The organism is Pseudomonas sp. W5-36, assembly GCF_046540455.1.
Lineage (GTDB): Bacteria > Pseudomonadota > Gammaproteobacteria > Pseudomonadales > Pseudomonadaceae > Aquipseudomonas > Aquipseudomonas graminis_B.
Genome location: NZ_JAXCIQ010000001.1, coordinates 423914 through 438652, shown reverse-complemented (window position 1 = coordinate 438652; position 14739 = coordinate 423914). Strand labels below are relative to the sequence as shown.

Below are 14739 nucleotides of genomic sequence, written 5' to 3'. Positions count from 1 at the left end.
TCTGTCAAATGTCAGCCAAATGCCCCACCTGCAGCAGCTGTAAGACCCTCTCAATTAGTTCGGCACACCGCATCGCAGTCGTGGCGAAGGCGGTCAACCGGCTGATCATTCATCAGGTCTCAAAAAGTCGGAAAACTGCTCGAAACCCCTTAGTAGTAGCCACTCTTGAAGAGTTAGCCGTCAGGCTTTTTGATGCTTTAGACCTAGCTTTAAAAATCAAATATCAAAACGCTTCAGATACCAGTGCAACTCATGTCTGCATTCGCTGCGGCCTTTTATTTAGCGTATGCCCCAACTCATCTCTAGATACAAATCCAAACCCATAGGGGATAACTAAGATGGCACATGAAATCCAACAAATGGCTTATGTCGGTGCTACACCCTGGCATGGTCTGGGTAACCAGCTACCACAGAATCAGCCTCTTGAGGTTTGGCAGCAACAAGCCGGTATGAACTGGCAGATTGAATCTAGTCCAGTCCATTTCAAATCCACGACTAAAGGCCCGCTGTCCGAGATCCACTCCTTCGCCGATCAAAAGGTGCTTTATCGGTCAGACACGCTGGAGCCGTTGTCCGTCGTGTCGCATCGTTACCAGGTGGTTCAGCCAGCCGAAGTCCTCGAATTCTACCGAGACCTTACCGAGGTCTCGGGTTATGAGCTTGAGACCGCTGGCGTGCTCAAAGGAGGCCGCAAGTTCTGGGCCCTCGCCCGCACTGGACAGTCGACAGCGCTCAAAGGAAAGGATGAGGTGGGCGGCTATCTGCTGCTGGCAACGTCTTGCGACGGCACGCTAGCCACTGTAGCTACGCCCACCACGATTCGCGTCGTTTGCAACAACACCTTGGCTATGTCGCTCGGGAGTGCAACCGGCGCGATCAAAGTGCCTCACAGCACCCGCTTCGATCCGCAAGCGGTGAAAAAGCAGTTGGGTATCGCCTTCTCGCAATGGGACGACTTCATTTACCGCATGCGCCAACTCGCGGAACGCAAGATATCCCCTCAGGAAGCCCAAGCATACTTCGGGCAGATCCTACACACCGAAGTCACCCCACGCAGCAGAACCAAGCCTGCGGTAAACCATGCTTTCCAGAAGACTATGGCGCTCTACACAGGGCGCGGCCGAGGGTCTGATCTGGTATCAACCAAAGGTACTGCCTGGGGCTTGCTGAACGCCGTCACCGAGTACGTGGATCATGAGATGCGTGCCCGATCGGTAGACTACCGCTTGGACTCGGCCTGGTTCGGCCCAGGCGCAGGGATCAAACAGCGTGCGTTGGATGCTGCGCTTGAGCTCGTTGCCTGAACGTTCAGGCGCATACATGGGATGCCCTCAGGGCATCCCATATTTCTTTTTTAGGTAAAAAGGAGTTCATAATGTTGAAGCTAGCGCTGGGCTGCGCCCTTGCGGCATTAACCCTGATACTCAGCACGGCGAAAGTTATCGTCGCTGCAGAGCTCAGCCTGCTTACGGTAAGCTTGCTTGCCGCAGCATTGGGATTGGTGGTCCTGGCCGCCAGGGCTGCCCGTGAACCGAACAGCGGTCATACAGCCGCTTAGTCCCAATAGAGGCGCACAACTGCAGTGGGGGGACAGATGGGTGAACAACTGACGCTAAAAACCAAAAAGCCCCGCATTGCGGGGCTCTTAGGACACATAATGGCGGAGAGATAGGGATTTGAACCCTAGGTACTGTCGCCAGTACAACGGATTTCGAATCCGTTTTCGGCACCTACAAATATTAGGCGAAAACTCTGCAGCCCTTCTATTCCGAGCCTTTCAGCTAAGCATGACACAACATGGTTCCACACGATTCGGGGGAGTCACTCCCCCAAAATTCCCCCACCTGTCCTCAGTTATCACCAGACAGGGTTTTTATAGCGCTCCCGAGCTTCTCGGCCCTGTAAGCCAGACCCCGGAAGCACTTGTCCTGCTCGGGCTCTTGGAGACGCAAACAGCGAGATGCCTCGTCAGCGATACTCTGTTGTCCTGCATATAGTTTGTATGCCAGAAGCAGCGCGCCCAACATGAGCACCAAATAAAGCCAATACAGTCCTTTCATTACAGCTCCTTTTTTGAATACGCGAAGATATTTGGATCAGGGACGTCAATAGTAGCGCGGCTTAACGGCGGCTGGTAGCCACCGCTGCCCTACTCAACCTGTGTAGAGCTGAGCCAGTCTCGATACGCAAGCTCCTCCGATACATGCCCGTAGGCCGCATCGGCGTACTCGAGCATTTCCCTCAACTCGTCTTCGTCAATGACGCCGGTCCGGTGCAGCGCCTTGGCGTGGCCAGCCAACTCCCCCGCCCAGTGATCGATCGCGCATTCGCGCCGAGCCTCGTGCTCGATCAGGTCGTTCCAGATCTTCGATTCTCGAGCTTTGACGTCCATGCTCAATTCCTCCAGTGATCCCGAATGCTGTAAGTGACCACGCCCCAAATATCGAAGTCGTCCCCTTCCATGATGAAACGGTCCGGGTATTTTCGGTTCGCCGAGCGCAGCACCGTGTGACAGCTCACGAAGGCGAGGTACTTGACCAGCGGTTGCTGATTGACGACGCCGATGATGACCTGCCCGGCCTTGGCGTCGATCCCCTTATCCACGATCAGCAGATCACCGCAGAAGATGCCCGCCCCCTCCATGCTGTCACCTTCAACCTTCACCAGGTAAGTGCCCGGCGCGCGGATGTTCAGGAGCTCATCCAGTGAAAGGTCCAGGTAGTCAGGCGCCGTGTCGTCATTCAAAGCGGCACCACCACGACTGGAAGTAGAACGCCTCTTCGATCTGCTCGATGCCGGAAATAATAAGGCCCTGGGTACCCATGCTCGTCACGCTGGCATCGAGAAGCCTTGGCAAAGCATCCCGCGCGTGGCCGACGCTGTTCAAAATGAAGGCTTCCCGGGTAATGCGGCCGAGGGCGGAGCACTGAGACTCAACGATCTGCACGTCGCCTTTGAAGGGCGGGAGCTTGCTGAGCTGGTCTTTCGGTATGGCGACGCCCATTTGGCGGCGCGGAGTGATAAGGACGTACATGGGAATGCTTCGCTTAGTGATACTGTATATGCGTACAGTTAACTAAGCGGGACGAATGCGGTCAACACTGTGTAAGCCAATTTGCGACAGGTGACCTCATGTGCGGACGCTACTCGATCTACGAGCCGATGGACCATTACCTCAAAGGAGCTTTTCCCAGAGCAGTTGGTCATCAATGGATATCACCTTTCGCCGATCGGGCGCTACAACGGTATGCGATGACTCGTATCGTGATCATCAATTCGACCGAAGCCGAATCGAACGTTTCTAGGCCTCAGGTAAGGAGCCGCTAGCTGGCCGAGCGCTTTTTTCGGTCGAAAGGAAGCTGGATGAGGGTGGGGGTTGCCCGGTCAGTACTGCGAAGCGCTCTTCAAAAGCTCGAGTGTAAATCTCAGCCAGAATATTGAACTGATGCGGGGTAACTGCTCTCACCAACCCGAGCCCTACGCCGAGACCAAGCGCGCGGCCATGAGCGTGGCTCAGACCAGCGATGGTTTCCGCGTTCCAAATAAGTTCGATGCCAGACTCCAGCCCCCATTGGACATCGTGGCCCAACCGCAACCCGCGTATAACGCGGAGCGGATCAGATGGCGAATTAAGCAAGCGGTAGGCCATACAGCTCTCCTCTGCCGGTTGAGTTCAAAGGCGCTCATACCGTATCAGGATTACTGCCAGTCTACGCCCCCTAAGTCAGCAGCTGACGAAAGTTCAAACCGTCCGAAGCCCAATTTGACGGATCCGCCAAAGAATCTGGCACGGCCCGAGACTCAAACTCGGGTCCTGTCGCCAACTTGATCGCCGTTTCGTTTGAGTTTAGGCCATACATCGAAGGACAAGCAAACCGGGGCTTGTTCTTGGAATCATCAGACAGCGAGCCTGAGCAACTTCGGAGGCGATATTAGTCACCGCCAAGCCCGCTGGAAAACCGAACTAGCTACGTAGCTCTGACCCGCCTAATCCTACTCCAAGAGTGCAAGCATTCATCAACAGGACGTGCCGAATTTACAGCTGGAAAATCATGGAGCTGTTGGGATCTGAGTTAAAGTCGGAATTGTGCCACCAATGTGTTGAATGAAATTGCCAGCCGCGATAGCTCCTGACTCGAAGCGCTCGTTTGATTGGCGCCTGCCGCCGTTTGAGTGGAAAGGTCCTGAATGTTTACAAGATTTCGGTCAACCTCGCGCGCTACTTGGGCCTGCTCTTCTGCCGCGCTGGCTATCACCAAGTTTCGTTCATTTATCTGGCTGACGCCCTGGTTAATCCTTTCCAAAGCCAAGCCGGCCTCAGTCGCCAGCTGCTGAGTACTTCTCACGAGATTTTGGCTTTTCCCCATAGCCTGCACTGCATCGTCGGCGCCGCTACGAACCCGGCTGATCATGGCTTCAATCTCGCCAGTCGAGGTCTGGGTGCGGTGTGCCAAGGCACGAACTTCATCGGCCACTACTGCAAAACCACGACCTTGCTCGCCCGCGCGCGCTGCCTCAATTGCCGCGTTGAGCGCGAGGAGGTTTGTCTGCTCAGCAATGCCCCGAATGACGTCCAGAACCTTTGTAATTTCGTGGATCTGTCCGGCCAGCGCTTCTACCCGCTGCGTCGAGTCAGTAATTTCCTCAGTCACGGTATTGATGGCCGTCACAGCCTGCTGCACCTGTTTCTGGCCTTTCGACGCGTCTTCAGCGGTTTGAGTGGAGATTTGAGATGTGCTGACAGCGTTACGTGCCACTTCTTCCACCGCAGCCGTCATTTCGTTAACTGCAGTGGCCGCTTGTTGAATTTCATCGTTTTGCCGAACCAGTCCACGAGTGCTGTCCTCTGTAACGGCAGTTAACTCTTCGGCTGCTGAAGCCAACTGGTTTGAGGCATCTGCAATTTGCTGAACGGTACCCTTGAGATTGCTCTGCATATTGGAAAGGGACTGAAGCAGTTGGCCCGTTTCATCGGTGCCTCGAACTTCTATGGCCTGTGTCAGATCGCCCTTAGCGACTCGCGCAGCCCCTTGCACCGATAGATGGATTGGTCTGGTTATCATGCCAGTGACAATAACTCCAAGCGCACCTGCGCAGGCCATGGCGATGAGACAACCAATAATCAGAACCCAGGTCACTTGACTGCTGGTGCTCTGACCGGCCTGCATCACCTCCCCGGCTTGCCGAGTGTTAGATTCGACCATAATCTTGATTTCGGATACGACTTTTAGGTAAGCGGGCGTCACGCTTAATGCGGCAATTTTTCTAGCCTGGTCAATATCGCCATTTTTTAGTGCAGCAAGGCCGGTATCAACCGCCGAGGTGTATGCAGGCCAGTCGCGTTCAAAATCGTCGCCCGCTGCTTTTTCGTCGGGCTGCAAGGGTGTGGCGCGGTAGATTTGGAATGCGCTTTGAGCTTCGGACTGATTCTCATGATATGACTGGAGAACGGCATTGATATCATCGGCGCCAGCATTCGAAGCAGACAATACGATGGCTTTGAAGAAGTCACGGTTGGTGGCAATGGCGTTTCCTTTGATCGCGTCAGTTTTTTGGATCGAGACCAGATTGTTGGTTACGGTATCTTCCAGCTGGCCATAGATAGTCGCGATGCCGGACTGGCCAAGCGCGGCCACGACAAGGGTAATCAACGCGCATAACCCGAATGCAATTAGCAGCTTGGACTTCAACTTCAGCTTTCTCAGCCAAGACATATAGAGTACTCATTCATAGGTCAAAAGGGATTAGAAATTCCGTTCTATGAGGAGCATAGCGGCTGACGGGCGGTGAACTTGAAATACCTTTCAACTTTACGCCCGATGGCTCGATGTACAAAGAGTCACCCCGAACTCGGCATAGCAGATTCAATCTGAGCAGATCTGCTTGAGTCAGTTTGCGTTGACCTCTTCGCCTAAGCGTAGAGAACGTAAAGCTACACACCAATCTGTCCCTGCCTCTCCGCCATTGTCGATGGCGGGGTATTCGATGCCAGGAGGGGGTCAGGGCACATCGCGCAAGAAAATGTATCACCTAGACCCAGCATCCGCTTAGCCTTGGCGCTTCAGTCCCGCTTCGGCACTGCGGTCGCGTAATTGTGTGGGGCGCCGCGGTACGGTTCGGCACCATGCCGCCGACGCTAGGTCAGCAGCAATCCGCTCCAGCGCGCTTGGTGATATCCGAACCTGGCTTTTCCCGACCCTTGTCTATTCTTAAAGGGGCTTCAGCAGTACGAGGCCTAGCCCGCCAGGCCCGCCTACCTCCTCTGGCGGGCTCCTGCTGCCGGGATCTGTTCCGCGCATTCGACTCACCGGATAGAGTACAACCCCCCCTACACCTTCCTGATTCCGAACTGGCCAGCTTTCACACGAACACCCTCCAGATTGACGCCGGTCGCCAGATACAACCCCATCCGGGCGGTCACCAGTGTCTCCGATTTGTCGACCGTGGCTCGCTGGGTCTCAAGAGCTCCCGAGAACACGGCTGGCAAGGTGAAAGGCTCCTGGTACTTGTCCATCGAGCGGTAGTAGATCGCCGTTGAGGCGCCGTTCACCGGCTTCGTGAAGATCAGCTCGGCCTCCCAGCCAAGTATCGCGCGCGATGTCCCGGCGATTTCAACTGCCGATACCATCTCGACCAGGTCACCAGCCAGCAAGCTGTCGAGCGTGACGTTGGCGTTCGGCTGCAGGTAAATATAGCCGCCTGCGGCTGTCATGCTGCCGTTCAGTTCAATGCATTGCACCTCGCCGTATTGGCCTTGCTCTTTGTACCAGCGAGTGGTGACGCCAGCCAGGCCAGAGCCGGCCGCCTTGTAGTTGTCCGCCAGCACCGAACCGGCCACCGCATTGACGCCGGCTGGCAGCGTACCGCCCACGCCGATCATCAGAGGGTTGGCGTTGAGACAGCCGAATGGGCGAATTGCCGAGTACAGATCGGCGGCATCCGTAGGCAATGGCACGCCGAAGAATTCGAAGTTGGCATTGATCACTGGTACGCACCGCGACTGAATGAAGTCTGCACCGATCAGGTTCGGGTGCAGATCATCGACAGTCATGTCTTGAGTGAACCCATCCCAGATGTTGACCACCGGCACGAACTGCCTGACGTAGCTCAGCACCCAATCCTTGTAAGCGATCGCGTCTGCCAAGGCCTGGCCGGCCAGCGCCTTGGTGCCGAAGCGCGGCGTGCCCGTGCCGACGATCAGGTATTTGCCAGGTGTGTTCTGGAACGCAATGATCGCTTTCACCACGTTCGCCTTGCTGTCGGCCAGACTCATTCCCACCGTGGTGCTGTCGTTGGTCCGCGACAACAGCATCCACAGATCGGCAGTGAGTGAGGTCAGGCAGGAAGGAACCCGCGCGATGAACTGCCCGGAATGGTCGCCAACCTTTCCCTGATTGTCCAGGTAACTGGGAAATAGGCCGGTCTTTGCCGCGATGGCGCCGGCATAGCCGTATGCTTCAGTGCCGAACGCCTTCGGGTCAATCGTGTGGCAGTTCGCGCTGAAGCTGTCGCCCAGCAATCCCAGACCGCGACGAATACGGCGCCGGGTTGGCTGCGCCTCGGCGAGCAGGCTCATGCGAAAACCTCGAAGGCAGCGCCGTTCGCCGGCACAAAGCGCACCGTCGCGCGCGGGATGTTGAGTGGATACGCCCCGTCATTCCAGAGCGTGTCGGATGTTAGCCAGGTGTCAGCCGTTTTTATCTGAATGGCGACCGAGCCGCCGTTCGTTTTTACGGCCAGCGTCACGCGCATCGCGCGCGAGAACGTCTCTTCTTTTATCGTCGTCTGCACAGCTTTCTCCGTCAGGGTCTCCCCTTCCAATGTTGATCTTTGGGCTCAGGGCACATCGCGGAAGAAAACATGATTGCCGAGTTTCAGCGTCCGGCTTGCCTTCGCCGCCCAGTCCGGTGCCTTGGGCATCGAGGTCGCGTAGTAGTGGGTTGCGGCGCCGGTGGGGTCAGCCACCTTGCCATCGATAACCTGGTCAGCAGCGATGCGACATTGCGCCAACTCGCGGAATGGGATCTGGCGCGCGCCGATCAGGAAGGGGTAGTTCGGATCGTTACGGTTCCAGCAGCTGAACTGATACGGCTTCTGGCAGACGCCGGCGTAACCCTCGCCCCACCACGACTTGTCTTTTCCGTCATCCACGCGGTTGCGGATCGTCCAGGCCACGGCCACCATTCCGACCAGCCCCTCCCCGCGTGCTTCGCCCCACAGCGTGCGCGCGAGCACGTCACGGTCTCTCTCAGTTACGGCCATAACTATTCTCCAGGCGAAAAAAATCCCGCTCGGCGGCGGGCTGAAATGTTGCTGTTCTCGAAAACCCAGCTATGGTTTTGGCGAACCTTGTGTCGGCTTTTCCATGAATGCTGTGGCGAAACAGCCACGGCTGCCGATATAGCGTTTATTAATCTCTGGAGATCCCCGCTATGGAAAAGGCACGGCTGGATAAAACCCTTCTGCTGTTGAGCGACTGCACGGAAGGTCAATTCTCGTTCGCTGAGCTTCAAAGCACCCTGGACTTCGAGGCAGCAAGGCATCTGGCCAGCCTGCAGCTGGTCAATTGCTCGGTGGCATACCTCGACCAAGGCGGTTACCGATTCAGTTGGACGTCGAGCATTCCGTTCACAGCATCAGGCTTGGGTCTGATATCTGCTTTAAAAGCAAAGCGAACGCATGCGACTGCTTCGGTGGTCTCCACCCCCAAAGTTGCGAAGGCAAATTACCTGCGATACGGGCAGGGCTTTTAAAGGTTTGAAACATAATAGTGAACGGCAGCATACAATCAACAAGTAAAGGACACTGAGGCAAGAAATGGCATTATGGAACTCAGCAGAAGAACTCGGAAAGTTTAATTCATACCTGCAAATGGGCCTTGTTATCTTTGGCATTCTAACCGGCCTAATCGGTGCATCGTCATTCATCGTATCGCAACGCAAAGACCTTTTAACCGGCCAAGAAGAAGCGAGCCTCAAAGCCAAGGTAGCCGACATTAGTAGTCGCACTACAAATATTAATGATTTACCCCAGCGGCACCTAACAGTTCAACAAGAGGAAATAATATTTAAAGCCTCCAAGGAATTTCCAGGCACAAAGCTGCTATCTATCCGCTCGAATTCCAAGGAAAGCCAGCAGTATGCCTACGAAATCGAGGCCGTACTGAAGCGCGCTCAATGGAACGTCGATCAGTTCCTAACGTCCTCTGGGCGGAATGTAGCCGAGCCAACGATAGGGTTACGGGAGGATATAAACTCCAGCCCCGCCTTCGAGGCTCTAAAGAAGTCATTCGAGGAGGCTGGGCTTCCATTCAAGGCCGGTACATTCACCGGCGGGAACGCAGAAACGAGTTTAGATGTTGGCATAGTACCAGCGAACGCCTACCAGTCTCTTATAGATAAGATCAACTAAACTGCGTTGTTGGGTGGATAATCTTACTGTCCATTCGCACTCGCAAAGACGAGTACAGTTGCGACACCTAAGGCTTGGGCATCAAGTCTCAGGGAGTCGACAATGCTTTGATGCTAGAAAATCGGCGTGGCTGGCCACTCGGGGCCTTGTGCCACCACTTCCACCCTGTTCACGGCAACCCGATACTGCTTCCACTTCTTGAGCAGAGCAGCCTCTGCCGCCGTCGCATCATCCAGATCAGTGGCGTCCTGCAGCGGCGCAATCGCCAGCGTGGCAATTGACAGCAATCTGTCTCGCTCAGTGACGTTGGCTGCTCTGATTTCCTCGGGGCTGGGCTTGTACGGCACGGGCGGCGCAAATTTTTTGCCGTCGTACGTCCAGTTCTGATCCGGCATCGGGTCCAGGCCAGTGATCTCTATCATCTCGGCTACAAGCTCGGGGACGTAACGCTCATTCACAGGGACGTACTCGCCTTCATCATTGGCGAACGGCGGAATGATCTCCCACACCGCGCCGTCCAGCACTCGTGCGTAAACCTTCATCATGCGTACTCCCAAACAATCACCAATCCCATGCCGCCTGCACCGCCTGCAAAACCGCCGCCGGTGTTGCTTTGCGAAATAGCTCCGCCACCACCGCCGCCGTAGACGCCAGCGCCGCCAGGCGCGGAACCCACCGCTTTGAATCCACCACCGCCGAAATGGCTTGGCCCTCCCGCCCCTGAAATACCATTACCAGACGCAAGGATCACGCCTGCACCTCCACCGGCGCCCGGCCCGGCTACCACGTTGCCAGCGCCGCCGACGGCGCCATTGGCCCCGGCTGCCTGAATCGGAAAAGAAGCCGATGCAGCCATGAACGAACCGCCACCGCCGCCACTGGCACTGACCAGACTGCCAAATGAAGAGATGCCGCCCGTGCCACCAGAAGATGGCGAGGCGGTACCGCCGGCGCCGCCCGCGCCCAGTGTGACGGCCACGCCGGCAAACCCGGAAGTGAGGCGAGCGCAGCTATAGCCGCCGGCGCCGCCACCGCCCCCTGCACTGCCGGCTCCGCTGGCCGTCGCGGGCGCACCGCCGCCGCCACCGCCCCCACCTTGAACTTCAACCACCACAAAGTTGGTTCCAAGCGCCGGCACATAGGTGCCACCGGCAAGCGTAAACGCCTGCACACCGATCAGCCTGCCGCTGAGAAAGGTCCCTCCGGACGCTGACACCAGCAGCCAGCAATCGAACGTCGCAGAGTAGGTGACGGTGCAGTAACCGCCTGCCGTGATTTCTCCGCCCACCAGGGAGTTCTGGCTGAGGTTGAGGATGTTTCGTGCCGCGATCTTGTTCGGCGCGAAAGTGGCGGCGCCGGTGTTGGTGGTGTTGGCCCTGAACCGCAGCGTCATACCGTCGACGAGGTTGACGACCTCCGGCGCGTACGAGGCTTTATAGGTGTTTGCTCCGCCTGTAGTGCCCGAGTGAGAAAACGCGCCTGCACGAATCGCCTGTACCAGTTGCGCCGGGTCCGACTCGGCGGCGGCCAGACCACCATTGTTGATGACGGCCAGGATCTCGTCTGTGACCGCATTGCCCCAGGCCGCTGGGATCAGCGAGCCTGGCGTGCCGGTCGCGGTGTTCTCGTCCACAAACTTACCGCCAACCAGCCCGACGTTGGGCACGCTCTTGGGATAATCCAATTGTTATTTCCTCATGAGTAATTGATGTGCGGCACGGTGTGCGCCGGGGCGTAACGTCTGATCAGGCACTCGAGCGAGCTGCCGGCATTGGTGCCGAACCGCTCGCCCCAGAAGCTCGCGCCGAACCGGCGACCCAGCTGCAGCCTGCCCCCGGTGTTGAGCGTCCACATGAACTGGGCGCTCCAGGTTCCGAAGTGACTGACGCCAAACCGCGACCTGCCAAAGCGCGGCGCCCTGTACTGGGTAACGGAGGCGTTCGGGTAGCCCTGGCTTTTGGCGATCGCAATGAAGTAGGACGCGCGCTGGCTGCCCACCGCGATGAGGCGTTGTTGAACCGCCTTCTGCCGGTCAGAGAAAGAAGGGTCGAGCCCAAGGCATGCGTCCGGCAGATCCATGACGGCTTCCCAATCCGGGACAAGTTCAGTCACCAGCGCGGGGTCCATTTCCGAATTCAGTGCCACGGCACGGGTGTCGATCCGGGCCATTTCCTGCGCGATACCCATCAGAACACTGCTCAGCTCAGGTGCTGTTTCCAGATCCCAGGCCGGACCTTGAGGAAGCAAAGCGGTCAATTGCGAGAGATACTCCGCGGCCGTTCTTATTGCCATGTGATCGTCCCTACCGTGAGCAGCTCATTCGGCTTGGCGGTGACATCATTGGCGGGGCTGCCAACCAGGCTGTCCACTTCGCCTTGGGCACTGCTGATGGCTTCCCGGATATGACTGATCAACAGCGTCTGACCCAAGCCGGCCTCCCGCTCGTGCAAATCGGTTAGCTCGGCAGCAACAGCGGCGCGCACCACGGTTGTATCGGGCGTCAGCTTGATTGTGTAGTTCACCGCTTTGAGGACCGGCGCCGAGGCGAAGACTTCGGCGGTAACCGGGGCCTTGCTTTCAAGGTAAGCCTGAACGGTGGCGACTTCGTTAGCATCCGGAATGATCGTTGCGTCACCGTCGCGCACGAAGAAAACCCCGACGGAACCGGGGCCCAGATAATTCTTAACCGTCCAGGCGCGCGTCACGCCGGCACATTCCAGCGCCCACGTAACGTAGTCGTCCGCGTCTCCGCCGTGAGGGATGACCTGATAGCTGCGAATAACGCGACTGCGCAGCGACTCGACTGACTCTTGATCACTGCCGCCGGTGATGCCTGGCGCCAAGACCGTGAACGTTTCAGCAATACCTGCGACAGGCTGCACCAACTTCAATGCCAAGCCCGCGACGGCATTGCCCAACACCCCGCCATCGACTGCCTCGAGTTTTGCAGTGTTCGCCCCCGAAACAGGAGTGATGGAGGTCACGACACGGTACTGACGACCGTCGCTCGCCTGCACCACCAGGTTGGCATCCAAAATCGATCCCGCTGAGGCCTGGAAGCTTGCCGATCCGGTGGCACTTTTTGCGGAGATGCGCGGAGTTTCCAGCCGTAGCAGGGCTTGCCGCTCGAGCGTGACAGCGTCCGCCGTGTCAGGAAGGATCTGTTTGGCAATCCAGTTGAGGTAGCCGTACAGCCCATAGGCAGCGCCGCTGATAGTGCGCGACAGCACTTGCGCATCTGACTGACGCAACGCATCACTGGCAAGGTCAGCGGCGGTGCGGCTGATGAGCGTGGGCAGGGTCGGGGTTTCAAACGGCATAGAGCACCTGCCAATTCTCGTTAGGGTAGATATCGAGGGTTTCGCCGGAGGGCAGCGTCATGGCGACGCCCAGATTGAGTCGTGAGTGCCCGGTGCGCTCCGTCAGCACCTGCACCGCAGTGGCGTGTCCGTCATCCAGCAACCATTTGAGCGCCTCTTGCGCATAGGTCACGGCATCTCCGATGGTTGCAGTCGTGAGCGTGCGCCGGCGCAGTAGCCAGAGCCGCGAGCCAATGCGGTCGTTCGCGACCAGCGGAAAGCTGTCACCCCACCAGCCGTAACGCTCTTCGTCCTCAACCTGGTCGGAGGCATTGGCGCGGCGCCATGTGAACAGGCTTATTTCCACGGCCCGGCGCAGGTTGACCTCTACGCCATCCGCAACGATGACGGTCATGACGCACCCCCAGGGATCGGCGGACCGCTCTGGTCTGGTCCTGACTTCACACCGGTGTGCGGGTGATTGATCTGGCTGACGTTCGCGGCGATCTGGTCGCCCTGGCTGACGATTGTCCCGGTTTGGGTGATGCTCGGCGTTTCGAAGTGAACGCCCTTCGCCGCGCGAATGTTCAGCGTCTGGGTTTCAATGTCGATGATGCGGCCGCGCTTGAAATGGATCTTGTCGCCCTCATCGGTGAATATCGCGACTTCGCCCGCCTCCAGAGCTTGCAAGCGATATCGTCGGTCCGCGACCACCACCACAACGCCATGGGATCGATCGCCCCCCATAAACGCGGCCAGGCCTTCCGCCCCCTCGTGGGGGCAGCTTGTGAAACCGTAGGGCTCAAGGTGCTCCATCCCGTCTTTGAGCTCGCCATGAGTCAGGCGCATCTGCAGGCTTTGCATCTTGCCCGTGGACTTGACCATCGCCACGACGCCGCGCGTCAGCAGGTTCATCAGTCGGCTCATTTGTCTTTGTAGTCCGCAGGTAGGAGGTATTCGACGGCGTCGGTTTTTTTGGCTTTGCGCTTCTTGTGCGGGTCGTCGGGCTCTTGCAGGTAGCCCTCGGGCGGTCCCACTCGAAGACGGCAGATCGACCCTTGCTCGTCGAGTGTGTAGGTCACCTCGGCGATGAGCATGTCGCGGTCGTAACCGATCACCGGGTCAACGACGCGCACGATGGTGTTGGGCAGCCACAGCGCACCGTTGCTCTGCCGCCAGCCCTGGACGTCATAGGTCACTTCCAGCGCCTTGCCCACGGCGGTTCCGCGTTCCCAGTTGGCCCGGTCGGCCGCCAGCTTGTCGCTGAGCTGTCCACTCTCATGGATGACCTTGACTCGCTTGCGCGCCATACGCGGGTCCGTGACGGAGCTGTTGACCTCGGTGGTGGTCTTGGCAAAGTCCTCATCGGTGCCTGAGCGCTGGCCGATGACCCGGTATTCGGAGAACACGCGTGTGAAATCCAGCGCGGCGTCTGCCTTGAGCACATTGCGGCCCAGCTCCAGCGATTCGGCTGAGCGCCCTGCACTACCCACCTCGGCCAGCACAACGTTGCCTTTCGCATCGTCGGTGCTGAAAACCCGATACAGGGTGAGCAGGCGATCGATGGATTCAAACGCCGTCTCTCCCGGCTCAATAGTGTGGTCCGTCAAACTGCCGGTGGTCGCGATCTCACTCCTAACCGAAAGTCCGTAGGGGCTGGCGAGCGCCTGGACGATTGCCTGCACACTCTGGCCTTTCCACTGGCCCGGCTGATTAATCGCGCCGCAGTCGATCAGGTCACCGGTTGATGATCGGCCTGCAATGGAGGTGGTGACCTTCTCATGGTCGTAGCTGATCGGCGTGGCATCCACCCAGCCCGTCACCACCAGATCACCGCCGATGCGCACTTCGCAGCGAGCACCCTGCTTGACCGGCCGTAGCACGTTCTGTCCGGGCCACTTCCAGGTGATGCCAATGTTGAAGCTGCGCGCCTGACGCTCGAGACCTGCACTGATTTCTACCGAGGTCCAACCGGAATAATCCAGCCCGTCCACGGTCAGGGTCACAACCGTGTTCGGGTCGGACATGC

Annotated in this window: 17 protein-coding genes; 3 read left to right on the top strand and 14 right to left on the bottom strand. The window is 57.9% G+C overall.

Features of this window, described 5'->3' with window-relative positions; translation table 11 throughout:
- Nucleotides 1–338 precede the first annotated feature (338 nt).
- Complete coding sequence (locus SLW74_RS02105) at nucleotides 339–1304, top strand: DUF932 domain-containing protein (RefSeq protein WP_410927988.1); 966 nt, start codon at nucleotides 339–341, stop codon at nucleotides 1302–1304.
- 845 nt (nucleotides 1305–2149) lie between these two features.
- Here the strand turns inward: SLW74_RS02105 and SLW74_RS02100 are convergent.
- The 7 genes from SLW74_RS02100 to SLW74_RS02070 form a co-directional block, all read right to left on the bottom strand.
- A complete protein-coding gene (locus SLW74_RS02100) occupies nucleotides 2150–2392 on the bottom strand; it encodes a hypothetical protein (protein WP_410927987.1) in 243 nt (80 codons plus the stop codon).
- Nucleotides 2393–2394: 2 nt separating this feature from the next.
- Complete coding sequence (locus tag SLW74_RS02095; RefSeq protein WP_410927986.1) at nucleotides 2395–2745, bottom strand: LexA family protein; 351 nt, start codon at nucleotides 2743–2745, stop codon at nucleotides 2395–2397.
- Nucleotides 2738–3034 carry a hypothetical protein gene (locus SLW74_RS02090; protein WP_410927985.1) on the bottom strand — a complete coding sequence of 99 codons (297 nt, stop codon included), beginning with the start codon at nucleotides 3032–3034 and terminating at the stop codon, nucleotides 2738–2740. Before SLW74_RS02090 ends, SLW74_RS02095 begins: the two co-directional genes overlap by 8 nt.
- 1039 nt (nucleotides 3035–4073) lie before the next feature.
- Nucleotides 4074–5714 carry a methyl-accepting chemotaxis protein gene (locus tag SLW74_RS02085; protein ID WP_410927984.1) on the bottom strand — a complete coding sequence of 547 codons (1641 nt, stop codon included), beginning with the start codon at nucleotides 5712–5714 and terminating at the stop codon, nucleotides 4074–4076.
- A gap of 614 nt (nucleotides 5715–6328) precedes the next feature.
- Nucleotides 6329–7576 carry an SGNH/GDSL hydrolase family protein gene (locus SLW74_RS02080; protein ID WP_410927983.1) on the bottom strand — a complete coding sequence of 416 codons (1248 nt, stop codon included), beginning with the start codon at nucleotides 7574–7576 and terminating at the stop codon, nucleotides 6329–6331.
- Nucleotides 7573–7791, bottom strand: a complete 219-nt coding sequence (locus tag SLW74_RS02075) for a hypothetical protein (protein ID WP_410927982.1) — start codon at nucleotides 7789–7791, stop codon at nucleotides 7573–7575. Before SLW74_RS02075 ends, SLW74_RS02080 begins: the two co-directional genes overlap by 4 nt.
- Nucleotides 7792–7836: 45 nt before the next feature.
- Nucleotides 7837–8262 carry a cell wall hydrolase gene (locus tag SLW74_RS02070; protein WP_410927981.1) on the bottom strand — a complete coding sequence of 142 codons (426 nt, stop codon included), beginning with the start codon at nucleotides 8260–8262 and terminating at the stop codon, nucleotides 7837–7839.
- 170 nt (nucleotides 8263–8432) lie between these two features.
- On the opposite strand from SLW74_RS02070, the gene SLW74_RS02065 reads away from it, so the two are divergent.
- Both SLW74_RS02065 and SLW74_RS02060 read left to right on the top strand, forming a co-directional pair.
- Nucleotides 8433–8753 (top strand): hypothetical protein, encoded by a 321-nt coding sequence (locus tag SLW74_RS02065; protein ID WP_410927980.1) that lies wholly within the window; start codon nucleotides 8433–8435, stop codon nucleotides 8751–8753.
- Between the two features lie 64 nt (nucleotides 8754–8817).
- Nucleotides 8818–9411: a hypothetical protein gene (locus tag SLW74_RS02060; RefSeq protein WP_410927979.1), complete on the top strand. Its 594-nt coding sequence runs from the start codon at nucleotides 8818–8820 to the stop codon at nucleotides 9409–9411.
- 113 nt (nucleotides 9412–9524) lie between these two features.
- Here the strand turns inward: SLW74_RS02060 and SLW74_RS02055 are convergent, their stop codons facing one another.
- From SLW74_RS02055 to SLW74_RS02025, 7 genes are read right to left on the bottom strand one after another with little or no spacing between them, the layout of a single operon-like run.
- Nucleotides 9525–9956: a tail fiber assembly protein gene (locus SLW74_RS02055; protein WP_410927978.1), complete on the bottom strand. Its 432-nt coding sequence runs from the start codon at nucleotides 9954–9956 to the stop codon at nucleotides 9525–9527.
- Entirely contained in the window at nucleotides 9953–11095 is a 1143-nt protein-coding gene (locus SLW74_RS02050; RefSeq protein WP_410927977.1) for a hypothetical protein, read from the bottom strand. Before SLW74_RS02050 ends, SLW74_RS02055 begins: the two co-directional genes overlap by 4 nt.
- 11 nt (nucleotides 11096–11106) lie before the next feature.
- Nucleotides 11107–11703 carry a YmfQ family protein gene (locus SLW74_RS02045; RefSeq protein WP_410927976.1) on the bottom strand — a complete coding sequence of 199 codons (597 nt, stop codon included), beginning with the start codon at nucleotides 11701–11703 and terminating at the stop codon, nucleotides 11107–11109.
- Complete coding sequence (locus SLW74_RS02040) at nucleotides 11694–12731, bottom strand: baseplate J/gp47 family protein (protein WP_410927975.1); 1038 nt, start codon at nucleotides 12729–12731, stop codon at nucleotides 11694–11696. Before SLW74_RS02040 ends, SLW74_RS02045 begins: the two co-directional genes overlap by 10 nt.
- Nucleotides 12721–13125: a phage GP46 family protein gene (locus SLW74_RS02035; protein ID WP_410927974.1), complete on the bottom strand. Its 405-nt coding sequence runs from the start codon at nucleotides 13123–13125 to the stop codon at nucleotides 12721–12723. Before SLW74_RS02035 ends, SLW74_RS02040 begins: the two co-directional genes overlap by 11 nt.
- Entirely contained in the window at nucleotides 13122–13637 is a 516-nt protein-coding gene (locus SLW74_RS02030; RefSeq protein WP_410927973.1) for a phage baseplate assembly protein V, read from the bottom strand. The genes SLW74_RS02035 and SLW74_RS02030 overlap by 4 nt, the downstream gene beginning before the upstream one ends.
- Complete coding sequence (locus SLW74_RS02025) at nucleotides 13634–14737, bottom strand: phage baseplate assembly protein (protein ID WP_410927972.1); 1104 nt, start codon at nucleotides 14735–14737, stop codon at nucleotides 13634–13636. The genes SLW74_RS02030 and SLW74_RS02025 overlap by 4 nt, the downstream gene beginning before the upstream one ends.
- Nucleotides 14738–14739 lie beyond the last annotated feature (2 nt).